The following is a 14,667-nucleotide window of genomic DNA, read 5'->3' on the forward strand; positions in this document are numbered from 1 at the left end:
CGACGGAGAATGACGATGACGTATCCGACCCCGCCGCTGCGCCGACTCTCCGAGGCCGAGATTCGGTGCTATCACGAAGATGGCGTGCTGATGGTCCAGCAGGCGATCGCGCCGAACTGGCTGGCGCTGATCGAAAGCGGCGTCGAGCACGCGCGCTCGGCGCTGTCGGTGCAGGGGCGCTTCATGTCGCGCAAGACGCGCGGCTACCAGATGGATACGTTTCTCTGGAAGCGCATCGACGAGCTTCGCGATGCCATCTACTACGGTCCGTTCGCGCACTGGGCGCAGCAGCTGCTGGGCTCCGAACAAGTGCGCTTCTTCTACGACCAGATGTTCGTGAAAGAACCCGGGACCGATGCGCCGACGCCCTGGCATCAGGATCTGTCGTTCTGGCCGATCCGGGGAGAGCAGATCACCTCGTTCTGGATTCCGCTCGATCCGGTGACGCGTGAAAGCAGTGGGTTGCTCTACGTCAAAGGCTCGCATCGCTGGCCGCAACGATTCAAGGCGATATCGCCGGACTACGTCGCGGCGATCATCGACGAGCAGATGAGCGACGTGCCGGACATCAACGCCAACCCGGAGCTCTACGAGCTGCTCGATTGGGAGATGGTGCCGGGCGATATCCTGATGTTCCATCCGCTCACGCTGCACGGCAGCTACGGCAACCGTCATCGGAGCCGGCGGCGCCGCGCGCTTGCATTGCGCTGGACCGGAGACGATGTGGTCTGGGCGCCGTCAGCCAAGCGCATGCCGGTTCACTTCAGGCACGACTCATTGCCGGGAGGCGCGTTACGCGGAGCCGCATTCCCGCGCATCCTGCCCGCGTACGATCCGCTGGAGCGCAAAGCACGCGAGGTGCCGGAGCGGCCCAGCACCACGCAGCTGCTATGCTCCGGCCTCAACAACGCAGTGGCCGCGGCCCAGCTGAAATTGCGCCCGACGCCGCTGAGGCTCGAGCAAACCTGGACGCCACCCGCAGATCGCGGGCCATAACCTGCGTGCGATCGCCTTCACCGGAGCACAGCGCGCTTCCTCCACCATGGCGAGCGCGGTGACGGAACCCTCATGTCGACACGCGCTGCCGCTTTCAGCTTTTTTTCGTTGAGCGGCGAGGAGCGGGTTTTCCAGTCGGCAAGTCCAAGTGCGATGCGCCTCGGCGCATCATGTCGCAGAAGTGTTCCGCAGCGGGCGTCAGCGGCAGAGCGCTGCGGCGCACCATGCAGATCGCGGGCGCTGGCGCGATCTCGTCGATCGGAATCGGCACCAGGGTGTCGGTCCATAGTGGCGATTGCACCCAGCTCAGCGGCACCAGCATGAGCAGATCGCTCTGGAACACGACCAGCATCATCGACAGCGCGGAATGCACCTTCACGGCCGGTTGCGGCACGGGCAAGCCATGATGCGCGAACAGCGCCGCGAGATCGCTTCCGACGCTGCCCGAGATGACGATGGACGCCCACTCGGCCTCCGCGAGATCGCTTAACGACCGGGCCCGTGCAAGCGGATGGTTCTTTCGTCCGACGATGACGTGCGAACTGTCGAACAGTTTCTCGACACGAAAATCGCTGCTGATCTGCTGCGGTACGGGGCCGACGTAGCAGTCGATGACGCCGTTGCGCAGCTCGCTTTCTATGCGGGCGAACATGCCGTCGATGATCTCGAGCTTCACCTTCGGATAGCGCTTGCGAAATGCCGCCATGGCGCCGGGCAACAGCGTGATCTGCGCAACCGACGACAGCGCAACGCGAACGCTGCCCTGTCCGTTTCCACGCAACTGTTCGAGTTCGTCGTGGGCGCGCTGCAGCTCCGCTTGTACGCCTTTGACGCGGCCGTAGAAGACTTTGCCGAGCTCGGTCAGCTGCGTGCCGGTCGCGCTGCGTTCGAACAGCTCCAGATCGAGTTTCCGCTCGAGCTCGCGAATGTTGCGGCTGATCGTCGGCTGCGCGGTGCCGAGCTGGCGCGCCGCCGCACGCAAACTGCCGCGCTCGACCACTTCGAGGAAATCTCTCAGCGCGGAGAGCTTGGTGATCGACAGTAGCTGATTCATTTTCTTATGCAGCTCGAAGATTCAGGCATCTTCGATTATAAGCCGCGGCCCCATAGAGTTTACCCGTCACTTCGTGACCATCGGCAATCCAGACCGAAGGCCCGAAGTGCGGAGAGAAACCCATGTTCCTGACGACGCTACGTCGCACTGGCTGCTGCAGCAGCAAGTCGTGGAAGAGCACAGCCACGACCCGTCCCTGCTCTTGCCCATCGCGGGTGATGAGTACCCCGCACACGCAACCCAGTCCGACTCGCGAGACCGACTAGTCTCGATACCGATTCGATCACCGCGCCGTCGATCGCAATCTCGAGATCAATATCGATGTCGATCTCGATTGAAAAAACAAAGCGCACGCTGCCCGAGCGACTTTTCCGGAGCCGCGTTGCCGATATTCAACAAGGACTACTGGAGGAGATTCATGAGGATCAAAGCGGGATTCTTCCCATCGGGGCCGGCCGTTCTTTTGCTGGCCGTCGAAGCCCTGTCTTGGAGTAACGAGTCCGCAGCGGCCGAAGGCTATCGACTGCGCCAGGCCGCGCTGCCGGTTCTGGGTGGAGAGATGGCCGCCGATCTCGAGCAGATCGGATTCTTCGGCACTGTCGCAGTGGGTTATCTCGACTCCTATAAGGTCGTGGACGACCAGGGCCACCACATCTCGGTTCCCGGCCAGTCGATCGCCCTGCCGACCGGCGCCGCAACAGGCGGCGCGATTCCCGACGGCACCTACAACGTCGACGTGGGACCGGCGGCAATCGACTATCGACAGCTTTCGCAGCAGTATCGATTCATCATCGGCTACCTCTTCGACACCGGCGTCGAAGGGAACCGCCTGGGCGTCAGTTTGAGCCGCGCGTATCAGCGCATGGACCGCGAGGTTTCGATCTCGCAGCAAACGGTTCAGTTGCGACCGCAGCCTGCGCCATCGCTGCCGCCTCCCTTGCAAGCGGCATTGAACACATCGTTGAATCGTGTCGCCACGCAAGTCGCCGCAACGCAACAGACGGAACTCGATGCCCAGAACCGCGAGGTCGGCGGCTTGAGCGACAGTGTTTTCGCGTTCTTCTTCACGCGGACGAGCGCGGACAGACGCTTCAGGTACGGCATCGATCTGGCGGTGGCGATCCCCGATGGCGAGTACCGCAGCGATCGCGCTCCCAACCCGAGCCTCAACTACTACACCAGCCGACTCGAGACCGCGATGGTGTATTCGTTCGGGCCTCAGTCTTACGACAGCTTTTCGGGCATCACCATAGGCAATCGCACGGGCTACGGCTGGAACACCATCAACAAGGACACCGAGATCCGGACCGGGCAGTTCTTCAACACCGAATTCGCGATCGAGAAAGTCATCGGTCGCTTCGCGTTCGGGCTCAACGCCGTGGCCTTGATCCAGACCACCGACGACAGCGGCTCCGGTGCCCCCGAACGGTCTTTCCGGCTTCGCACCTACAGCGGCGGCCCCTTCGCGGCGATCCGCCTCACCGAGCGCGCAGGCATCAACATCAGCTATGCGGATACCTTCTATGCACGTAATGCGCAGGTCAGCCGCGGTGTGGCACTGCGACTGATCCGCAGCTGGTAAGCACTCGCTTGCCGAATCGATATCCGCCGGGAGACAGGCCAATGCACATGCATTCCAAAACAGATGTGACCTCGACGAAATCACCGGGAGCCAGGGCATGAGCCTGTCGCGTCGCAAGTTGCTCGGCGGCATCGGCGCGGCGACTGCCGCGGGAGTCGTCGGCGTGGGGCTCGGCATGCACGGCCGCAAGCAGCCCAAGCTCGATCTTCCCGTCGCTGCGGGCAGCAAGCCCTACAACATCCTGCTCGTGACCAGCGACCAGGAGCAGGGCTGGTCGCTGCTTCCGCAAGGCTTGATCGATACGCATTGTCCCGGCCGCGCTCGTCTGCAGCACGAGTCGCTGAGCTTCTCGCGTGCGCTCACACCCACGCCGGTCTGCTCGACCGCTCGCGCCGTGCTCTATACGGGCCAGCACTCTCAGAACAACGGCGTCTGGGACAACATTCCGCTGCCTTACGCGCCGACGCTCAAGCGCGATGCGCCCACGCTCGGCACGCTGATGGGCGCCGCGGGCTATCGCACCGCCTACTTCGGCAAATGGCATTTGAGCCGGCTCTACGGTCACAAGCACGCGGCCTGGACGGCCGAGCAGGTGCGCGACGAGATCCAGAGCTTCGGCTTCGACGAAGTGGGGACCACGCACGAGCTCGACGGCGTACTCGGCGGCCATCGCGACGACACCGATACCACCGATCGGGCAGTGGCTTTCCTGCAGGCCCAGGCGGGCCACGAGAAGCCCTGGTTCGCGGCGGTCAACATCGTCAATCCGCACGACATCATGTACTTCACGTCGGGGCCGGAGATGACGGCAACGCGCAAGATCCATTATCCGGACGATCTCGCGCGACCGCCGCAGACCGCGCTCTACCAGCAGGATCTCGGCTATCCCCTGCCCGCCAATTTCGGGCCTGTGGATCTGAGCACGCGGGTTCCTGCCGCGACCGAATACGCGCTCTGCGACGAGATCGCGATGGGCCAGTTGCCCTACGACAACGAGCAGGTTTGCCGCGAGTTCGTGAATTACTACTACAACTGCATTCGCGAGAGCGATCAGCACATCGTGCGCCTGCTCGATGCGCTCGATGCCAGCGGCCAGGCCGGCAACACCATCGTGGTCTTCACGGCGGACCACGGCGAGATGCTTGGCGTGCACGGGCTGCGCGGCAAAGGCGCGCTGCCGTATCGCGAAGCCATGCAGGTGCCGCTGCTGGTTCGTCATCCGCAGTTCGCCGCCGCAGCCTCGACGACTGCGCTCGCGAGTCACATCGACATGGCGCCGACGCTGTTGGGCCTCGCCGGTGTGCCGGCCGAAACGGTGAAGCGCGAAGTTCCCGAGCTGGTCGGGCGCGATCTCAGCGGTGTCATCCTGCGTCGCGATACGCAGGCGTCACGCGGTGAGCAAGACGACGGCCTGCTGATGCACTGGACCAGCTTCATCTACCAGGACCACGTCGCGGCGCTGGCCTTCGACGAGGAGCGCAAGAAGAGCGGCGCCACGAGCCTGCTGGCCTTGCGCAAGCCGCAGTTCCGCGGGTTGCTCAGCAAGCGCGGGCAGATGCGCGGCGTCTACGACGGCCGCTACAAGTTCGTGCGCTATTTCGCACCGACCCAGCACCACACGCCACGAAGCTGGCAAGAGCTCATCGCGCGCAACGACCTGGAGCTCTACGACACGCAGGAAGACCCGGGCGAAACCCGCAACCTCGCGCGCGAACCCGAGGCGGTCCGCGAGCTCGTGATGACCATGAACGCCAAGCTCAACCGGCTGATCGAGCGCGAGGTCGGCAGCGACGACGGTCATCATCTTCCAGGGCCTGGTTTCCTATGGCGCGCGTGAGCATCGCATCGCGCTGGCGACCTCGCCGATCAGCCCAGCCGCCATCGAGCGCGAGCGCATCATGAAGTCTGCCGCGATCCTTTCAGCCTTTCTTCTCACGCTGTCGTTCGGGCTCGGGCCCGTCAACGCGGCGGAAACCCACCGCGCCTTGTCGACCCCAAACGTGAACGCAACTTACCAAGCCCGCTCCGACATCGGTCAACTCATTCTCAAGTGGGGATACTTCCGGGATCACGGCATGTGGTCCGATCTACTCGATACGTTCCACCATGACGGCGAGATTCAGGTGTCGTGGTTCAAGGGAAAGTTCCCGGGCTTCGTCGAGGCGTCCAGAGCGATGGCGCAAAGCGGGGCGGCTTCGTCCCATGTCATGAAGCCCTCGATCATCGACATCGCCGGCGATCGCGCGATCGCGATCACGCCGGTCACGATCCAGGCCAGGGCGCGCGGACCGCTCGGCATCGAGCTCGACGTGTCCTCGGAGGCCCAGTTCTTCGACTTCGTCGAAAAAAGGGCCGACGTCTGGCGTATCGCGCGCCGACTCTGCATCTACCAGAAGGACAGGATGGATAGCGTCGGGCCTTCCCTGCGATTCTGGCTGATCGGTTTTTTCATCGACGAGGATGCCTACGATCCTGCCTATCGATATCTGGCCCTGTCGCTGAGCCAGAAAGGGTATGCGATACAACCCGGGCAGATCGTCGACAACACCGACGAGTCGCGCGCCCTGTTCGTCGAAGCCAGGCGATGGCTGTCGCAGGCCGGCCGCTGAGAACCGCTCGATGAAAGTGCAGGCTCGCTCATCGGAGCGCAGCGTCCCTCCACCATGAGCTGCCCGTCACCGGTGCCAGCATGTCGATCCGCTCGCCCATGACGGGCGTGGTCAATGCGACGCCTTGCGCAGCCGCCAGAGCGGCGATTCGCTCGAAAGGCTGTTCCCACGGATGCAGCGCCAGATCGAAAGTGCCGTTGTGGATCGGCAGCAGCCAGCGACCGCGCAGATCGAGATGGGCCTGCAAGGTCTCCTCGGGCTGCATGTGCACGAAGGCCCAGCGCTCATCGTAGGCACCGGTCTCCATCAGCGTCAGATCGAACGGGCCGTAGGCATCGCCGATCGCTTTGAAGCCGTCGAAGTAGCCGCTGTCGCCACTGAAGAACACGCGCAGGTCCGCGTGCTGAACGACCCACGAAGCCCACAGGCTGCGATCCGTGTCGGTCAGGCCGCGCCCTGAGAAGTGCTGCGCCGGCGTGGCCGTCAATCGCAGGCCGTCGACTTCGGTCGATTGCCACCAGTCCAGCTGCTCGACCTTGACCGGATCCACTCCCCAGGCGATCAACTGATCGCCGACACCCAGGGGCGTCACGAAGCGGCCGGTCTTGGCGGCCAGCTGCATGACGGCGGCGCGGTCGAGATGATCGTAGTGGTCGTGCGACAGGATCACGCCCGCGATCGGCGGCAGGTTCTCGATCGCGATGGGCGGCGCGTGGAAGCGCGCGGGACCGGCCCACTGCACCGGTGAGGCGCGCTCGGAAAACACCGGGTCGGTGATCCAGTAGCGTCCGCCGAGCTTCATCAGCACGGTCGAATGTCCGAGGCGATACAGGCTGCGATCGGGCGCGGCCTGCAGTTGCGCGAGATCGAGCGCGCGCACTGGAATCGGCCGGCCCGGCATGGTGCCCGCGGGCTTGGCGAACAGGAAAGTCCAGGCCAGCTTCGCGCCCTGCCACAAGCCCACGGCGGGGCGCGGCAGCGCGTTGTGGAAGCGTCCATCGCGTTGCTGCCGCGAGTGCTCATAGCGAGACGGTGGGCTTTGGAAACAAGCGGCGCAGGCGGTCACGGCGAGAACTCCGGGCAGGACGACGAATAGTGGGCGCTTCAGGGGGCGCCCGAATCCAGGCTTCATCTGGTAGGGCGGTCGCGGGATTTCACAGCGCGTTCTCGCGCGCGGCCTGGTAGGCCGTCGCCACCGCCGGTTGAAAGCCCAGGCTGCGCGCGAGCGTGCCATCGATCTGGCCCCACCACGGGTTCGCCAAGGGGTCCGACGACGGCGGTATCGATTCACCGACCAGCGCTGCGATTTCGTAAATCGACATGGGCGATTCGTCGGTCACATTGACGATGCGCCGGTCCATCGCACCTTCCAGCGCGAGCCTGACGATCGTCGCCACATCGCGATGGTGAATCATGCTCAGCCTGCTGGCGGGATGCCACTTGTACGCGCCGGCCAGCTTGGGGACCGATTGCAGGTGGCCGTCATCGTCGCCGTAGACGAAGCCGAGCCGCAGGATCGACCAGTTGAGCTTGCTGGCGCGGAGCTGGTTCTCGGCCGCGAGTTTGCTCGCCGGATACGCCAGCTGGGGATCGGCGGCATCGTCTTCGCGGCCGGGCCGCTGGCCGTGCGCGTCATAGACCAGGCCCGTGCTCGCCATGATGAAGCGTGCCTGTGGCGCGAACTGCTGGGCGGCGGCGATCAGCTGGCGGGTGCCTTCGAGGTTGGCCTTCCAGATCTCGTCGGTGTCGGCCGTGCGGAACACGGCGGCCAGATGCACGATGGCCGAAACGCCTTCGACGGCGGACGCGAGCGAAGCCGGATCGAAAAGATCTCCGACCACCGGGATCACGCCGGACGGAAGCTGCTTGCCGGCGCGCACGAGCGCTCGGCATTCCACTCCCGACTCGACCAGGCGCCGCAACAAACGCGAGCCCACGAGGCCCGTACCACCCGTTACCAAGATCGTCATGATTGCATCCTTGTTTTTTCGTTGAATTCGGTTGAATCCGGTTGATTTTTTTGCCGACGGCTTTCGATCAGGCTGCGGCGAGCTTGACGCCGCTCGCGGCGGCCATGCGCGCGAGAGCCGTGGGGTCCGAGATGCCCTGGATATCGCGCCTCGGCGTATAGGCCGCCTCCAGCTTCCCCGCCTCCTCGTCGTGCAGATCGATCGACAGCGCCGCGATGGCCTCGTCGATATGGCTGGTCTTGAGAACCCCCACGATCGGCGCGGCGACGACGCGGTTGCGATGCAGCCAGGCCAGCGCGACCTGCGCGCGACTCACACCGCGCGCGGCGGCGATGTCGCCTACGGCGTCGACGATCTTTCGATCGCTCGCCTGTGTACCGGCGTGTTCATGAAGCACCGCGGCGAACGGCTCCGCTTCGGAGCGCGCCGTCGCTTCGCCCCAGGGCCGGGCCAGCCGGCCACGGGCGAGCGGACTGTAGACGAGCGTCTGCACGCCTTCGTCGAAGCACAGCGGCAACATCTCGCGCTCCTCCTCGCGTGCGAGCAGGTTGTAGTTGTTCTGCATCGACACGAACTTCGCCCAGCCATTGGCTTTCTGCAGATGGCGCGCCTTGGAGAATTCCCAGGCCATCATCGACGACGCGCCGAGATAGCGGACCTTGCCGGCCTTCACGAGGTCGTGCAGCGCCTCGAGCGTTTCCTCCCACGGCGTGGTCGGGTCCGCGCGATGGATCTGGTAGAGGTCGATGTAGTCGGTGCCGAGCCGGCCGAGACTCTGGTCGATCTCGGTCATGATCGCCTTGCGCGATAGGCCCCGGGCGTTGGGACCCGAGCGCATGGGCGCCGCCAGCTTGGTGGCGATGACCACGCTCTCGCGCCGGGCGAAATCCTTCAGCGCGCGGCCCAGGGTCTCTTCGCTCGTGCCCTGCGAGTACAGATTGGCGGTGTCGAAGAAGTTGATGCCGGCCTCGATCGCATGGCGGATCAGGTCACGACTGGCCTGCTCGCCGAGAGCCCAGCCCGGATGGCCGCGCGACGGATCGCCAAAGCCCATGCAGCCGATGCAGATCGGGGAAATCTCGAGACCCGTGCGGCCAAGCTTGATGTATTGCATAGTTCCTCCCGGCGGGATAAAAACGGATAGCTCTCCGTTTGCGCAGGCACCGTACCGGAGAACTCTCCGCTTGGTCAAGGAAATCATGGGCGACGACAATCTTCGTGCTGACGCGAAAGCGAATCGGGACCGCATCCTCGACGTTGCGCGCGATGCGCTGTCCGCCGATCCGCAGGCCTCGCTCAACTCGATCGCCAAGGCTGCTGGCGTTGGTGCCGGAACGCTGTATCGCCATTTTCCGAACCGTGAATCCCTGGTCCTGAGCGTGTACCGGAAGGAGATCGATGCCTTGGTCGCGCTCGCTCCGTCGCTGCTCGCCAAGCACCTGCCGCTCGCGGCCTTGCGCCTGTGGTGCGACCGGCTCGCGAGGTTCGGGCGCATGAAGCACGGCGTCGCCGACACCTTGCATGCGGCGATGGCCGGCCAGGATTTCCAGGCCAACTACCAGAAGATGCTGGCTGCCTTGGGCCAGCTCATGGACGCCTGCAAAAGCACTGGCGACCTTGCACCCGAAGCGGATCCCGAGGACTTCGTCATGCTGATGAGCTCTCTTTGGAAAATCCCGCCGACCCAGGCCGGCGAAACTCGCGTGAAAAGACTGATGGCGACGGTTTTTCGCGGCATGGGCGCCAAGGACGTCTAGAAACGCCTGCGTCGGAAGCGCGCGAGCAGCTCGGTGCGACCTCGCCCGCATCGCAGCAGGCCGCTGTCTTGCCGCGCCGCAGGTCCGAATGTCTCGTGATCGCTGCGCTTTTTGCGGACAATCGCATTCATGAACGCTCCTGCCATCCCGCTCGCGAACATCGCCGATGCCTGGCTTGGCCGCCTCGCCCGGCTCAGCGCAGCGCCCGCGCTGCAGTCGCTCGATGCGCCGACGCTGCTCGGTGAACGCGCGACACTGGCCGGCTACCGCGTTCCAGCGCGCATCGCCGCCTCGGCCAATTGCGCGCTGTTCGAGGCCGCCGACGACCGCCTCGCGCTGAGCCTGAGCCGGGCGACCGACCGCGAACTGCTGCCCGCGCTGTTCGAACGCGACGATGTCGACACCGACGACGACGCGGCGATCGCCGCGCTCATCGCGCAAAGCCGCGCCGCGGGCCTGGTCGAACGCGGCCGCCTGCTCGGGCTGGCGATTTCGGCCGTGCATGCGGCCGAGCACGACGAGGCCGAGCCCAGCGTTCGCCTGCACGACGGCCTGCCGGCGACGCGCGACAGCGGCCGGCCACCGCGAGTCGTCGATCTGTCCGCGCTGTGGGCCGGGCCTTTGTGCGGCCATCTGCTGTGGCTCGCGGGCGCCGAGCTCATCAAGGTCGAAAGCCTGCGCAGGCCCGATGCGATGCGCGGCGGCGCGCCGGAGTTCTTCTCGCTGCTCAATCAGGGCAAGGCCAGCGTGGTGCTCGATTTCGCCGATGCCGCGCAACTGCAGGCCTTGCGAAAGCTGATCGCGAGCGCCGACATCGTCATCGAGGCCGCGCGCCCGCGCGCATTGCGGCAGCTCGGCATCGAGGCCGAACGCTTCGTCGACGAAGTGCCCGGCCTGAGCTGGATTTCGATCACCGGCCACGGCGCCACCGGCGAGGCCGCCAACTGGATCGGCTTCGGTGACGATTGCGGCGTGGCGGCCGGGCTTTCGGCTGCGCTCGAGGAAGCGAGCGGAAGCATCGGCTTCGTCGGCGACGCGATCGCCGACCCCTTGACCGGCATCTATGCCGCGGCGCTCGCCTTCGAAGCCTGGCGATCGCGCCGCGGTGGACGCCATGCGGTGGCGATGAGCCGGGTCGTCGCTCATGCGCTGGCGGGCGCCCGCCGCTCGGCGCCACAAGCGCTCGCCGAGGATCTGCGCGCCTGGAGCGCCGCGGTCGGCCAGCCATTCGCGCGCACGCGCATTCGTGCATTCGAAGCGGCGGCCGAATTCGGCCGCGACACCGCGCGCTACGCGAGCCCGGCATGCTGATCCGCAACGCCGAACTCGAAGACGGCTCGATCGCCGACCTGCGCCTGCGCGACGGGCGCATCGCCGAGATCGGCAGGCTCGATCGCGACGACGAAACCTGCATCGACGCGAACGGCGGCCTGCTGATTCCGGGCCTGCACGATCATCATCTGCACCTGATGGCGCTCGCGGCCTCGTTCGAATCGCGGCGCTGCGGGCCGCCCGAAGTCGCCGATGCGCAGGCCTTCGCGCAATGCCTGCGGCAGGCGCCCGGCAGCGGCTGGCTGCGTGGCACCGGCTATCACGAAAGCCTCTGCGGCCCGCTCGACGCGGCGATGCTCGATGCGATCGTGCGCGAGCGTCCGCTGCGCATCCAGCATCGCTCGGGCCGCATGTGGTTCTTCAATTCGGCCGCGCTCGATCGGCTGCTCGCGGCCGTGCCCGCGCCACCGGGGCTCGAACGCGTCGACGGCCGCTACACGGGCCGGCTGTTCGATTCCGACGCCTGGCTCAAGCAGGCCCTGCGCAGCGAGCCGCCGGCGCTCGATCGCGTCGGACGCGAACTCGCCGCCGTCGGCGTGACCGGCGTCACCGACATGTCGCCGCGCAACGATGCGTTCATGGCCGCGCATTTCGCGGCCCAGCGGGCCTGCGGCGCCCTGCCCCAGCGCCTGCTGCTCGCGGGCCTGCCCGAACTCGCCGGGCTCGCGCTCGCGCCCGGCATCCGGCTCGGCGCGGTGAAGCTGCATCTGCACGAGGCCGATTTCGCCCCGCTCGAACAGGCCGCCGCGCTGATCGGGCTCGCGCACGAGCAGGGCCGGCCGATCGCGATCCACTGCGCGACCGAAGCCGAGCTCGCCTACGCGATCGCCGCGATCGACGAGGCCGGGGCTCGCAAGGGCGACCGCATCGAGCATGCCTCGGTCGCCTCCGATGCCTTCGTCGACGAGATCGCGCGCCTGGACCTGGCCGTCGTCAGCCAACCGCATTTCGTGTCCGAGCGCGGCGACGAATACCGCGCGGCGATGGACGCCAGCGAGCTGCCGCACCTGTACCGGCTGCGCTCGTTCCTGCGCGCCGGCGTGACGCTCGCGGCCGGCAGCGATTCGGCGTTCGGGCACTGGGACGCCTGGGCTTCGATGAGCGCCGCGGTTTCGCGCCGCACGCGCGGCGGCCATCTGATCGGCGCCGACGAGGCGCTGACGCCCGAACAGGCGCTGGACTGCTATCTGCGCGACCCGCAAGCCCTGCACGAGCGTCGGCGCGTGGAGGTCGGCCGCGCCGCCGACCTCTGCCTGCTCGATCGCGGCTGGGCCCGCGCCCGCACCGATCTGCGCCGCGAGCTCGTGCGTGCGACTTTCATCGGCGGCGTGCTGGCCTATTCCGATTCCATTCAAGCCCGTGAACCTGCATAGAATGTCGGCAAACAGGCGGGCCTTGCGGCTCCTTTCCCATTTCGCGCCACCCCGATGAAAGACGATTACGAGCTGCTTGCCGACGACGGCAACCCCTTCCACCAGTTGCTGGGTCCGGTCTATCACCGCCCGGACGTCGAGGGCATGGGCTATCGCTGGCAGGTCCGGCGCCAGCACCTGAACCAGCTTTCGATCCTGCACGGCGGGGCGCTGGCCGCGCTGCTCGACATCACCATGGGTTCGAGCGTGCACCAGCTCGCTCCGGTGCCGGCGGATTTCCTGACCGCTTCGCTGAACATCGACTTCGTCGGCCCGACGCGTGAAGGCGACTGGCTCGACATCGTCGTGGTGCTGCCCAAGAGCGGGCGCAAGCTGTCGTTCGTGCGCTGCGAAGTGCGCTCGGGCGATCAGCTGATCGCGCAGGCCTCGGGCGTCTGGTTCGCGCGCGGCAGCCGCGCCTGATGTCGAAAGGCACACCGGCGACGCTCTGGCTCGCCAACAACGGCGTCGCCTTCGAAACCCGCCGCTACGATTACGACCCCGATAGCCCGCGCGTCGGCCTGCAAGCCGCCGAAGCGCTCGGCGAGCCGCCCTCGCGCGTGCTCAAGACGCTGCTGGCGCTCGTCGACGGCAAGCCGGTCTGCGTGATCCTGCAGTCGGATCGCGAGCTCAGCATGAAGAAAGTCGCCGCGACCTTCGGCGGCAAGAGCGCGAGCATGATGCCGGTGCCCGACGCGGAGCGGATCAGCGGCTACAAGGTCGGCGGCGTGAGCCCGTTCGGCCAGCGCAAGCGGCTGCCGACCGCGATCGAACGCAGCGCGCTCACCGAACCCTACGTCTACCTCAACGGCGGTCAGCGCGGCCTGCAGGCGCGGCTGTCGCCCGAAGACGCACGCAAGGCGCTCGCCGCGATCGCCGCCGATCTGGTGGCCTGAGCCACGCCGCGCGCGCTCAGAGGTTGTCCTTCACCCAGCCGAAGAATCCGCGGCCACCCTGCGCCTGTTGCGGCCGCCCGCGGCTGTCGACTTCGTCGGTCACATGGCCGACGTAGGTGAAGCGCGGAACCCGCTGGCCGTCGACTTCGACCTCCTCGTTCCAGACCTGCAGGCGGCGCACGCTGGTCGGCAGGCCGGGCCGCGCGTAGAGCCGCGTGTAGACCACGAGCACGTCTTCGGTTTCGTCGTCGCGGGCCAGGCACAAGGCGAGGTACTGCTGGCCCTTGTAGTGCTGATACAGCCCGGGCTGAAAGTCCTCGACCATTTGCTCGAGTTCCTGCCAGTCGTCGTCGCTGATCGCCATGCTCGGTCTTCCTCGCTCACCTGCGCCGCAGAATACGCGAGCCTGCGGGCGATCGGTTCGGCTGGCGCATCGCCTCGCTTCATCGCAGCTTGGGTCGGGGCCGAGCAGCATCCGGTGATCGCCCGTGCCGCAACCGATCGACATGTCTCAGAACCGCCCACGCATCGTCTGGCAGACCGCTCATTTCGACGCAGAAGGCTTCGCCGTGAAGACCGGCAAGGTCATCGGCGGCAACTGGATATGGCGCGTCGAATTCGAGGATGGCCGGCCCGACCTGCAGGCCCGCGATTCCGCCGCCGCCTCGATTCAGATCCACAGCTACGAGGACGCCGTGGCGACCGGCGTCCAATTCGCAAGGGACCAGCGCACGGACAAATCGCGCAATCGGTTCTAGCGCCAGCGCGCAGCATCGGCAGCGACGCGACGCGATCGAGCCCGCCCTTCAGGCGGCGAGCGCAATGGCCGGCGCGCGGCGTGGCTGTTCGGGCTGCGAATAATCCGCGCTCGTCCAGCGATGTTGGGCGACATCGAATTCCCACTGCTGTCCGCAAGCCATGCAGGCGTAGAAGCGCCGGGCGCCGCGATGCAGGTTGGGAAACACAATGGGTTCGAGGAAGTAGGGAGCCGTGGCGGATCGCGGTTGGGCGATCAGCGAGCGGCAGGCAGCGCAATGGGTGCTCATCGTGAGATCTCTC

Annotated in this window: 16 protein-coding genes; 10 read left to right on the forward strand and 6 right to left on the reverse strand. The window is 66.2% G+C overall.

Annotation, left to right across the window (positions count from 1 at the left end; genetic code table 11):
* Positions 1-15: 15 nt before the first annotated feature.
* Positions 16-996 (forward strand): phytanoyl-CoA dioxygenase family protein, encoded by a 981-nt coding sequence (locus tag WQQ_RS03540; protein WP_007183684.1) that lies wholly within the window; start codon positions 16-18, stop codon positions 994-996.
* 94 nt (positions 997-1,090) lie between these two features.
* On the opposite strand, the gene WQQ_RS03545 is transcribed toward WQQ_RS03540, so the two are convergent.
* The gene (locus WQQ_RS03545) at positions 1,091-2,050 is read right to left on the reverse strand and encodes a LysR family transcriptional regulator (RefSeq protein WP_007183685.1); all 960 of its coding nucleotides are present in this window, start codon (positions 2,048-2,050) and stop codon (positions 1,091-1,093) included.
* Between the two features lie 73 nt (positions 2,051-2,123).
* On the opposite strand from WQQ_RS03545, the gene WQQ_RS03550 reads away from it, so the two are divergent.
* The 3 genes from WQQ_RS03550 to WQQ_RS03560 all read left to right on the forward strand — a co-directional run bounded on the left by WQQ_RS03550 (position 2,124) and on the right by WQQ_RS03560 (position 6,241).
* Positions 2,124-3,632: a transporter gene (locus WQQ_RS03550; protein ID WP_157534490.1), complete on the forward strand. Its 1,509-nt coding sequence runs from the start codon at positions 2,124-2,126 to the stop codon at positions 3,630-3,632.
* A 97-nt stretch (positions 3,633-3,729) separates the two neighbouring features.
* Complete coding sequence (locus WQQ_RS03555) at positions 3,730-5,469, forward strand: sulfatase family protein (protein ID WP_007183687.1); 1,740 nt, start codon at positions 3,730-3,732, stop codon at positions 5,467-5,469.
* Positions 5,470-5,632: 163 nt separating this feature from the next.
* On the forward strand, positions 5,633-6,241 hold the full coding sequence (locus WQQ_RS03560) for a nuclear transport factor 2 family protein (RefSeq protein ID WP_157534491.1): 609 nt from the start codon (positions 5,633-5,635) through the stop codon (positions 6,239-6,241).
* Positions 6,242-6,269: 28 nt separating this feature from the next.
* Here the strand turns inward: WQQ_RS03560 and WQQ_RS03565 are convergent, their stop codons facing one another.
* The 3 genes from WQQ_RS03565 to WQQ_RS03575 all read right to left on the reverse strand — a co-directional run bounded on the left by WQQ_RS03565 (position 6,270) and on the right by WQQ_RS03575 (position 9,325).
* Complete coding sequence (locus WQQ_RS03565; protein WP_040453518.1) at positions 6,270-7,349, reverse strand: MBL fold metallo-hydrolase; 1,080 nt, start codon at positions 7,347-7,349, stop codon at positions 6,270-6,272.
* Positions 7,350-7,395: 46 nt separating this feature from the next.
* On the reverse strand, positions 7,396-8,211 hold the full coding sequence (locus WQQ_RS03570; RefSeq protein WP_040452952.1) for an NAD-dependent epimerase/dehydratase family protein: 816 nt from the start codon (positions 8,209-8,211) through the stop codon (positions 7,396-7,398).
* A 67-nt stretch (positions 8,212-8,278) separates the two neighbouring features.
* Positions 8,279-9,325 carry an aldo/keto reductase gene (locus WQQ_RS03575; RefSeq protein WP_007183691.1) on the reverse strand — a complete coding sequence of 349 codons (1,047 nt, stop codon included), beginning with the start codon at positions 9,323-9,325 and terminating at the stop codon, positions 8,279-8,281.
* 70 nt (positions 9,326-9,395) lie between these two features.
* Here WQQ_RS03575 and WQQ_RS03580 point away from each other — a divergent pair, with 70 nt between their 5' ends.
* From WQQ_RS03580 to ybaK, 5 genes are all read left to right on the forward strand, one after another.
* Positions 9,396-9,968, forward strand: coding sequence for a TetR/AcrR family transcriptional regulator (locus WQQ_RS03580; RefSeq protein ID WP_007183692.1), 573 nt, complete (start codon positions 9,396-9,398; stop codon positions 9,966-9,968).
* A gap of 129 nt (positions 9,969-10,097) precedes the next feature.
* Positions 10,098-11,279, forward strand: a complete 1,182-nt coding sequence (locus tag WQQ_RS03585; protein WP_007183693.1) for a CoA transferase — start codon at positions 10,098-10,100, stop codon at positions 11,277-11,279.
* Entirely contained in the window at positions 11,273-12,673 is a 1,401-nt protein-coding gene (locus tag WQQ_RS03590; protein WP_007183694.1) for an amidohydrolase family protein, read from the forward strand. Before WQQ_RS03585 ends, WQQ_RS03590 begins: the two co-directional genes overlap by 7 nt.
* A 54-nt stretch (positions 12,674-12,727) precedes the next feature.
* Entirely contained in the window at positions 12,728-13,135 is a 408-nt protein-coding gene (locus WQQ_RS03595; protein ID WP_007183695.1) for a PaaI family thioesterase, read from the forward strand.
* Positions 13,135-13,608 carry a Cys-tRNA(Pro) deacylase gene (gene ybaK, locus WQQ_RS03600; protein WP_007183696.1) on the forward strand — a complete coding sequence of 158 codons (474 nt, stop codon included), beginning with the start codon at positions 13,135-13,137 and terminating at the stop codon, positions 13,606-13,608. The genes WQQ_RS03595 and ybaK overlap by 1 nt, the downstream gene beginning before the upstream one ends.
* 16 nt (positions 13,609-13,624) lie before the next feature.
* Here ybaK and WQQ_RS03605 read toward each other — a convergent pair whose 3' ends face one another.
* Entirely contained in the window at positions 13,625-13,933 is a 309-nt protein-coding gene (locus tag WQQ_RS03605) for a DUF1653 domain-containing protein (RefSeq protein WP_050997640.1), read from the reverse strand.
* A gap of 163 nt (positions 13,934-14,096) precedes the next feature.
* Between WQQ_RS03605 and WQQ_RS03610 the strand changes: the two genes are divergently transcribed.
* Complete coding sequence (locus WQQ_RS03610; RefSeq protein WP_040452955.1) at positions 14,097-14,366, forward strand: hypothetical protein; 270 nt, start codon at positions 14,097-14,099, stop codon at positions 14,364-14,366.
* A 48-nt stretch (positions 14,367-14,414) separates the two neighbouring features.
* Here WQQ_RS03610 and WQQ_RS03615 read toward each other — a convergent pair whose 3' ends face one another.
* Positions 14,415-14,654 carry a hypothetical protein gene (locus tag WQQ_RS03615; protein ID WP_040452957.1) on the reverse strand — a complete coding sequence of 80 codons (240 nt, stop codon included), beginning with the start codon at positions 14,652-14,654 and terminating at the stop codon, positions 14,415-14,417.
* Positions 14,655-14,667 lie beyond the last annotated feature (13 nt).

The organism is Hydrocarboniphaga effusa AP103 (assembly GCF_000271305.1).
Classification (GTDB): domain Bacteria; phylum Pseudomonadota; class Gammaproteobacteria; order Nevskiales; family Nevskiaceae; genus Hydrocarboniphaga; species Hydrocarboniphaga effusa.

What these genes read in the sequence shown, in the direction of transcription:
- WQQ_RS03540 (WP_007183684.1), top strand. Translation starts at nt 16, where the DNA reads ATGACGTATCCGACCCCGCCGCTGCGCCGACTCTCCGAGGCCGAGATT.
- WQQ_RS03545 (WP_007183685.1), bottom strand. Translation starts at nt 2,050, where the DNA reads ATGAATCAGCTACTGTCGATCACCAAGCTCTCCGCGCTGAGAGATTTC.
- WQQ_RS03555 (WP_007183687.1), top strand. Translation starts at nt 3,730, where the DNA reads ATGAGCCTGTCGCGTCGCAAGTTGCTCGGCGGCATCGGCGCGGCGACT.
- WQQ_RS03570 (WP_040452952.1), bottom strand. Translation starts at nt 8,211, where the DNA reads ATGACGATCTTGGTAACGGGTGGTACGGGCCTCGTGGGCTCGCGTTTG.
- WQQ_RS03575 (WP_007183691.1), bottom strand. Translation starts at nt 9,325, where the DNA reads ATGCAATACATCAAGCTTGGCCGCACGGGTCTCGAGATTTCCCCGATC.
- WQQ_RS03585 (WP_007183693.1), top strand. Translation starts at nt 10,098, where the DNA reads ATGAACGCTCCTGCCATCCCGCTCGCGAACATCGCCGATGCCTGGCTT.
- WQQ_RS03590 (WP_007183694.1), top strand. Translation starts at nt 11,273, where the DNA reads ATGCTGATCCGCAACGCCGAACTCGAAGACGGCTCGATCGCCGACCTG.
- WQQ_RS03595 (WP_007183695.1), top strand. Translation starts at nt 12,728, where the DNA reads ATGAAAGACGATTACGAGCTGCTTGCCGACGACGGCAACCCCTTCCAC.
- ybaK (WP_007183696.1), top strand. Translation starts at nt 13,135, where the DNA reads ATGTCGAAAGGCACACCGGCGACGCTCTGGCTCGCCAACAACGGCGTC.
- WQQ_RS03605 (WP_050997640.1), bottom strand. Translation starts at nt 13,933, where the DNA reads ATGGTCGAGGACTTTCAGCCCGGGCTGTATCAGCACTACAAGGGCCAG.
- WQQ_RS03615 (WP_040452957.1), bottom strand. Translation starts at nt 14,654, where the DNA reads ATGAGCACCCATTGCGCTGCCTGCCGCTCGCTGATCGCCCAACCGCGA.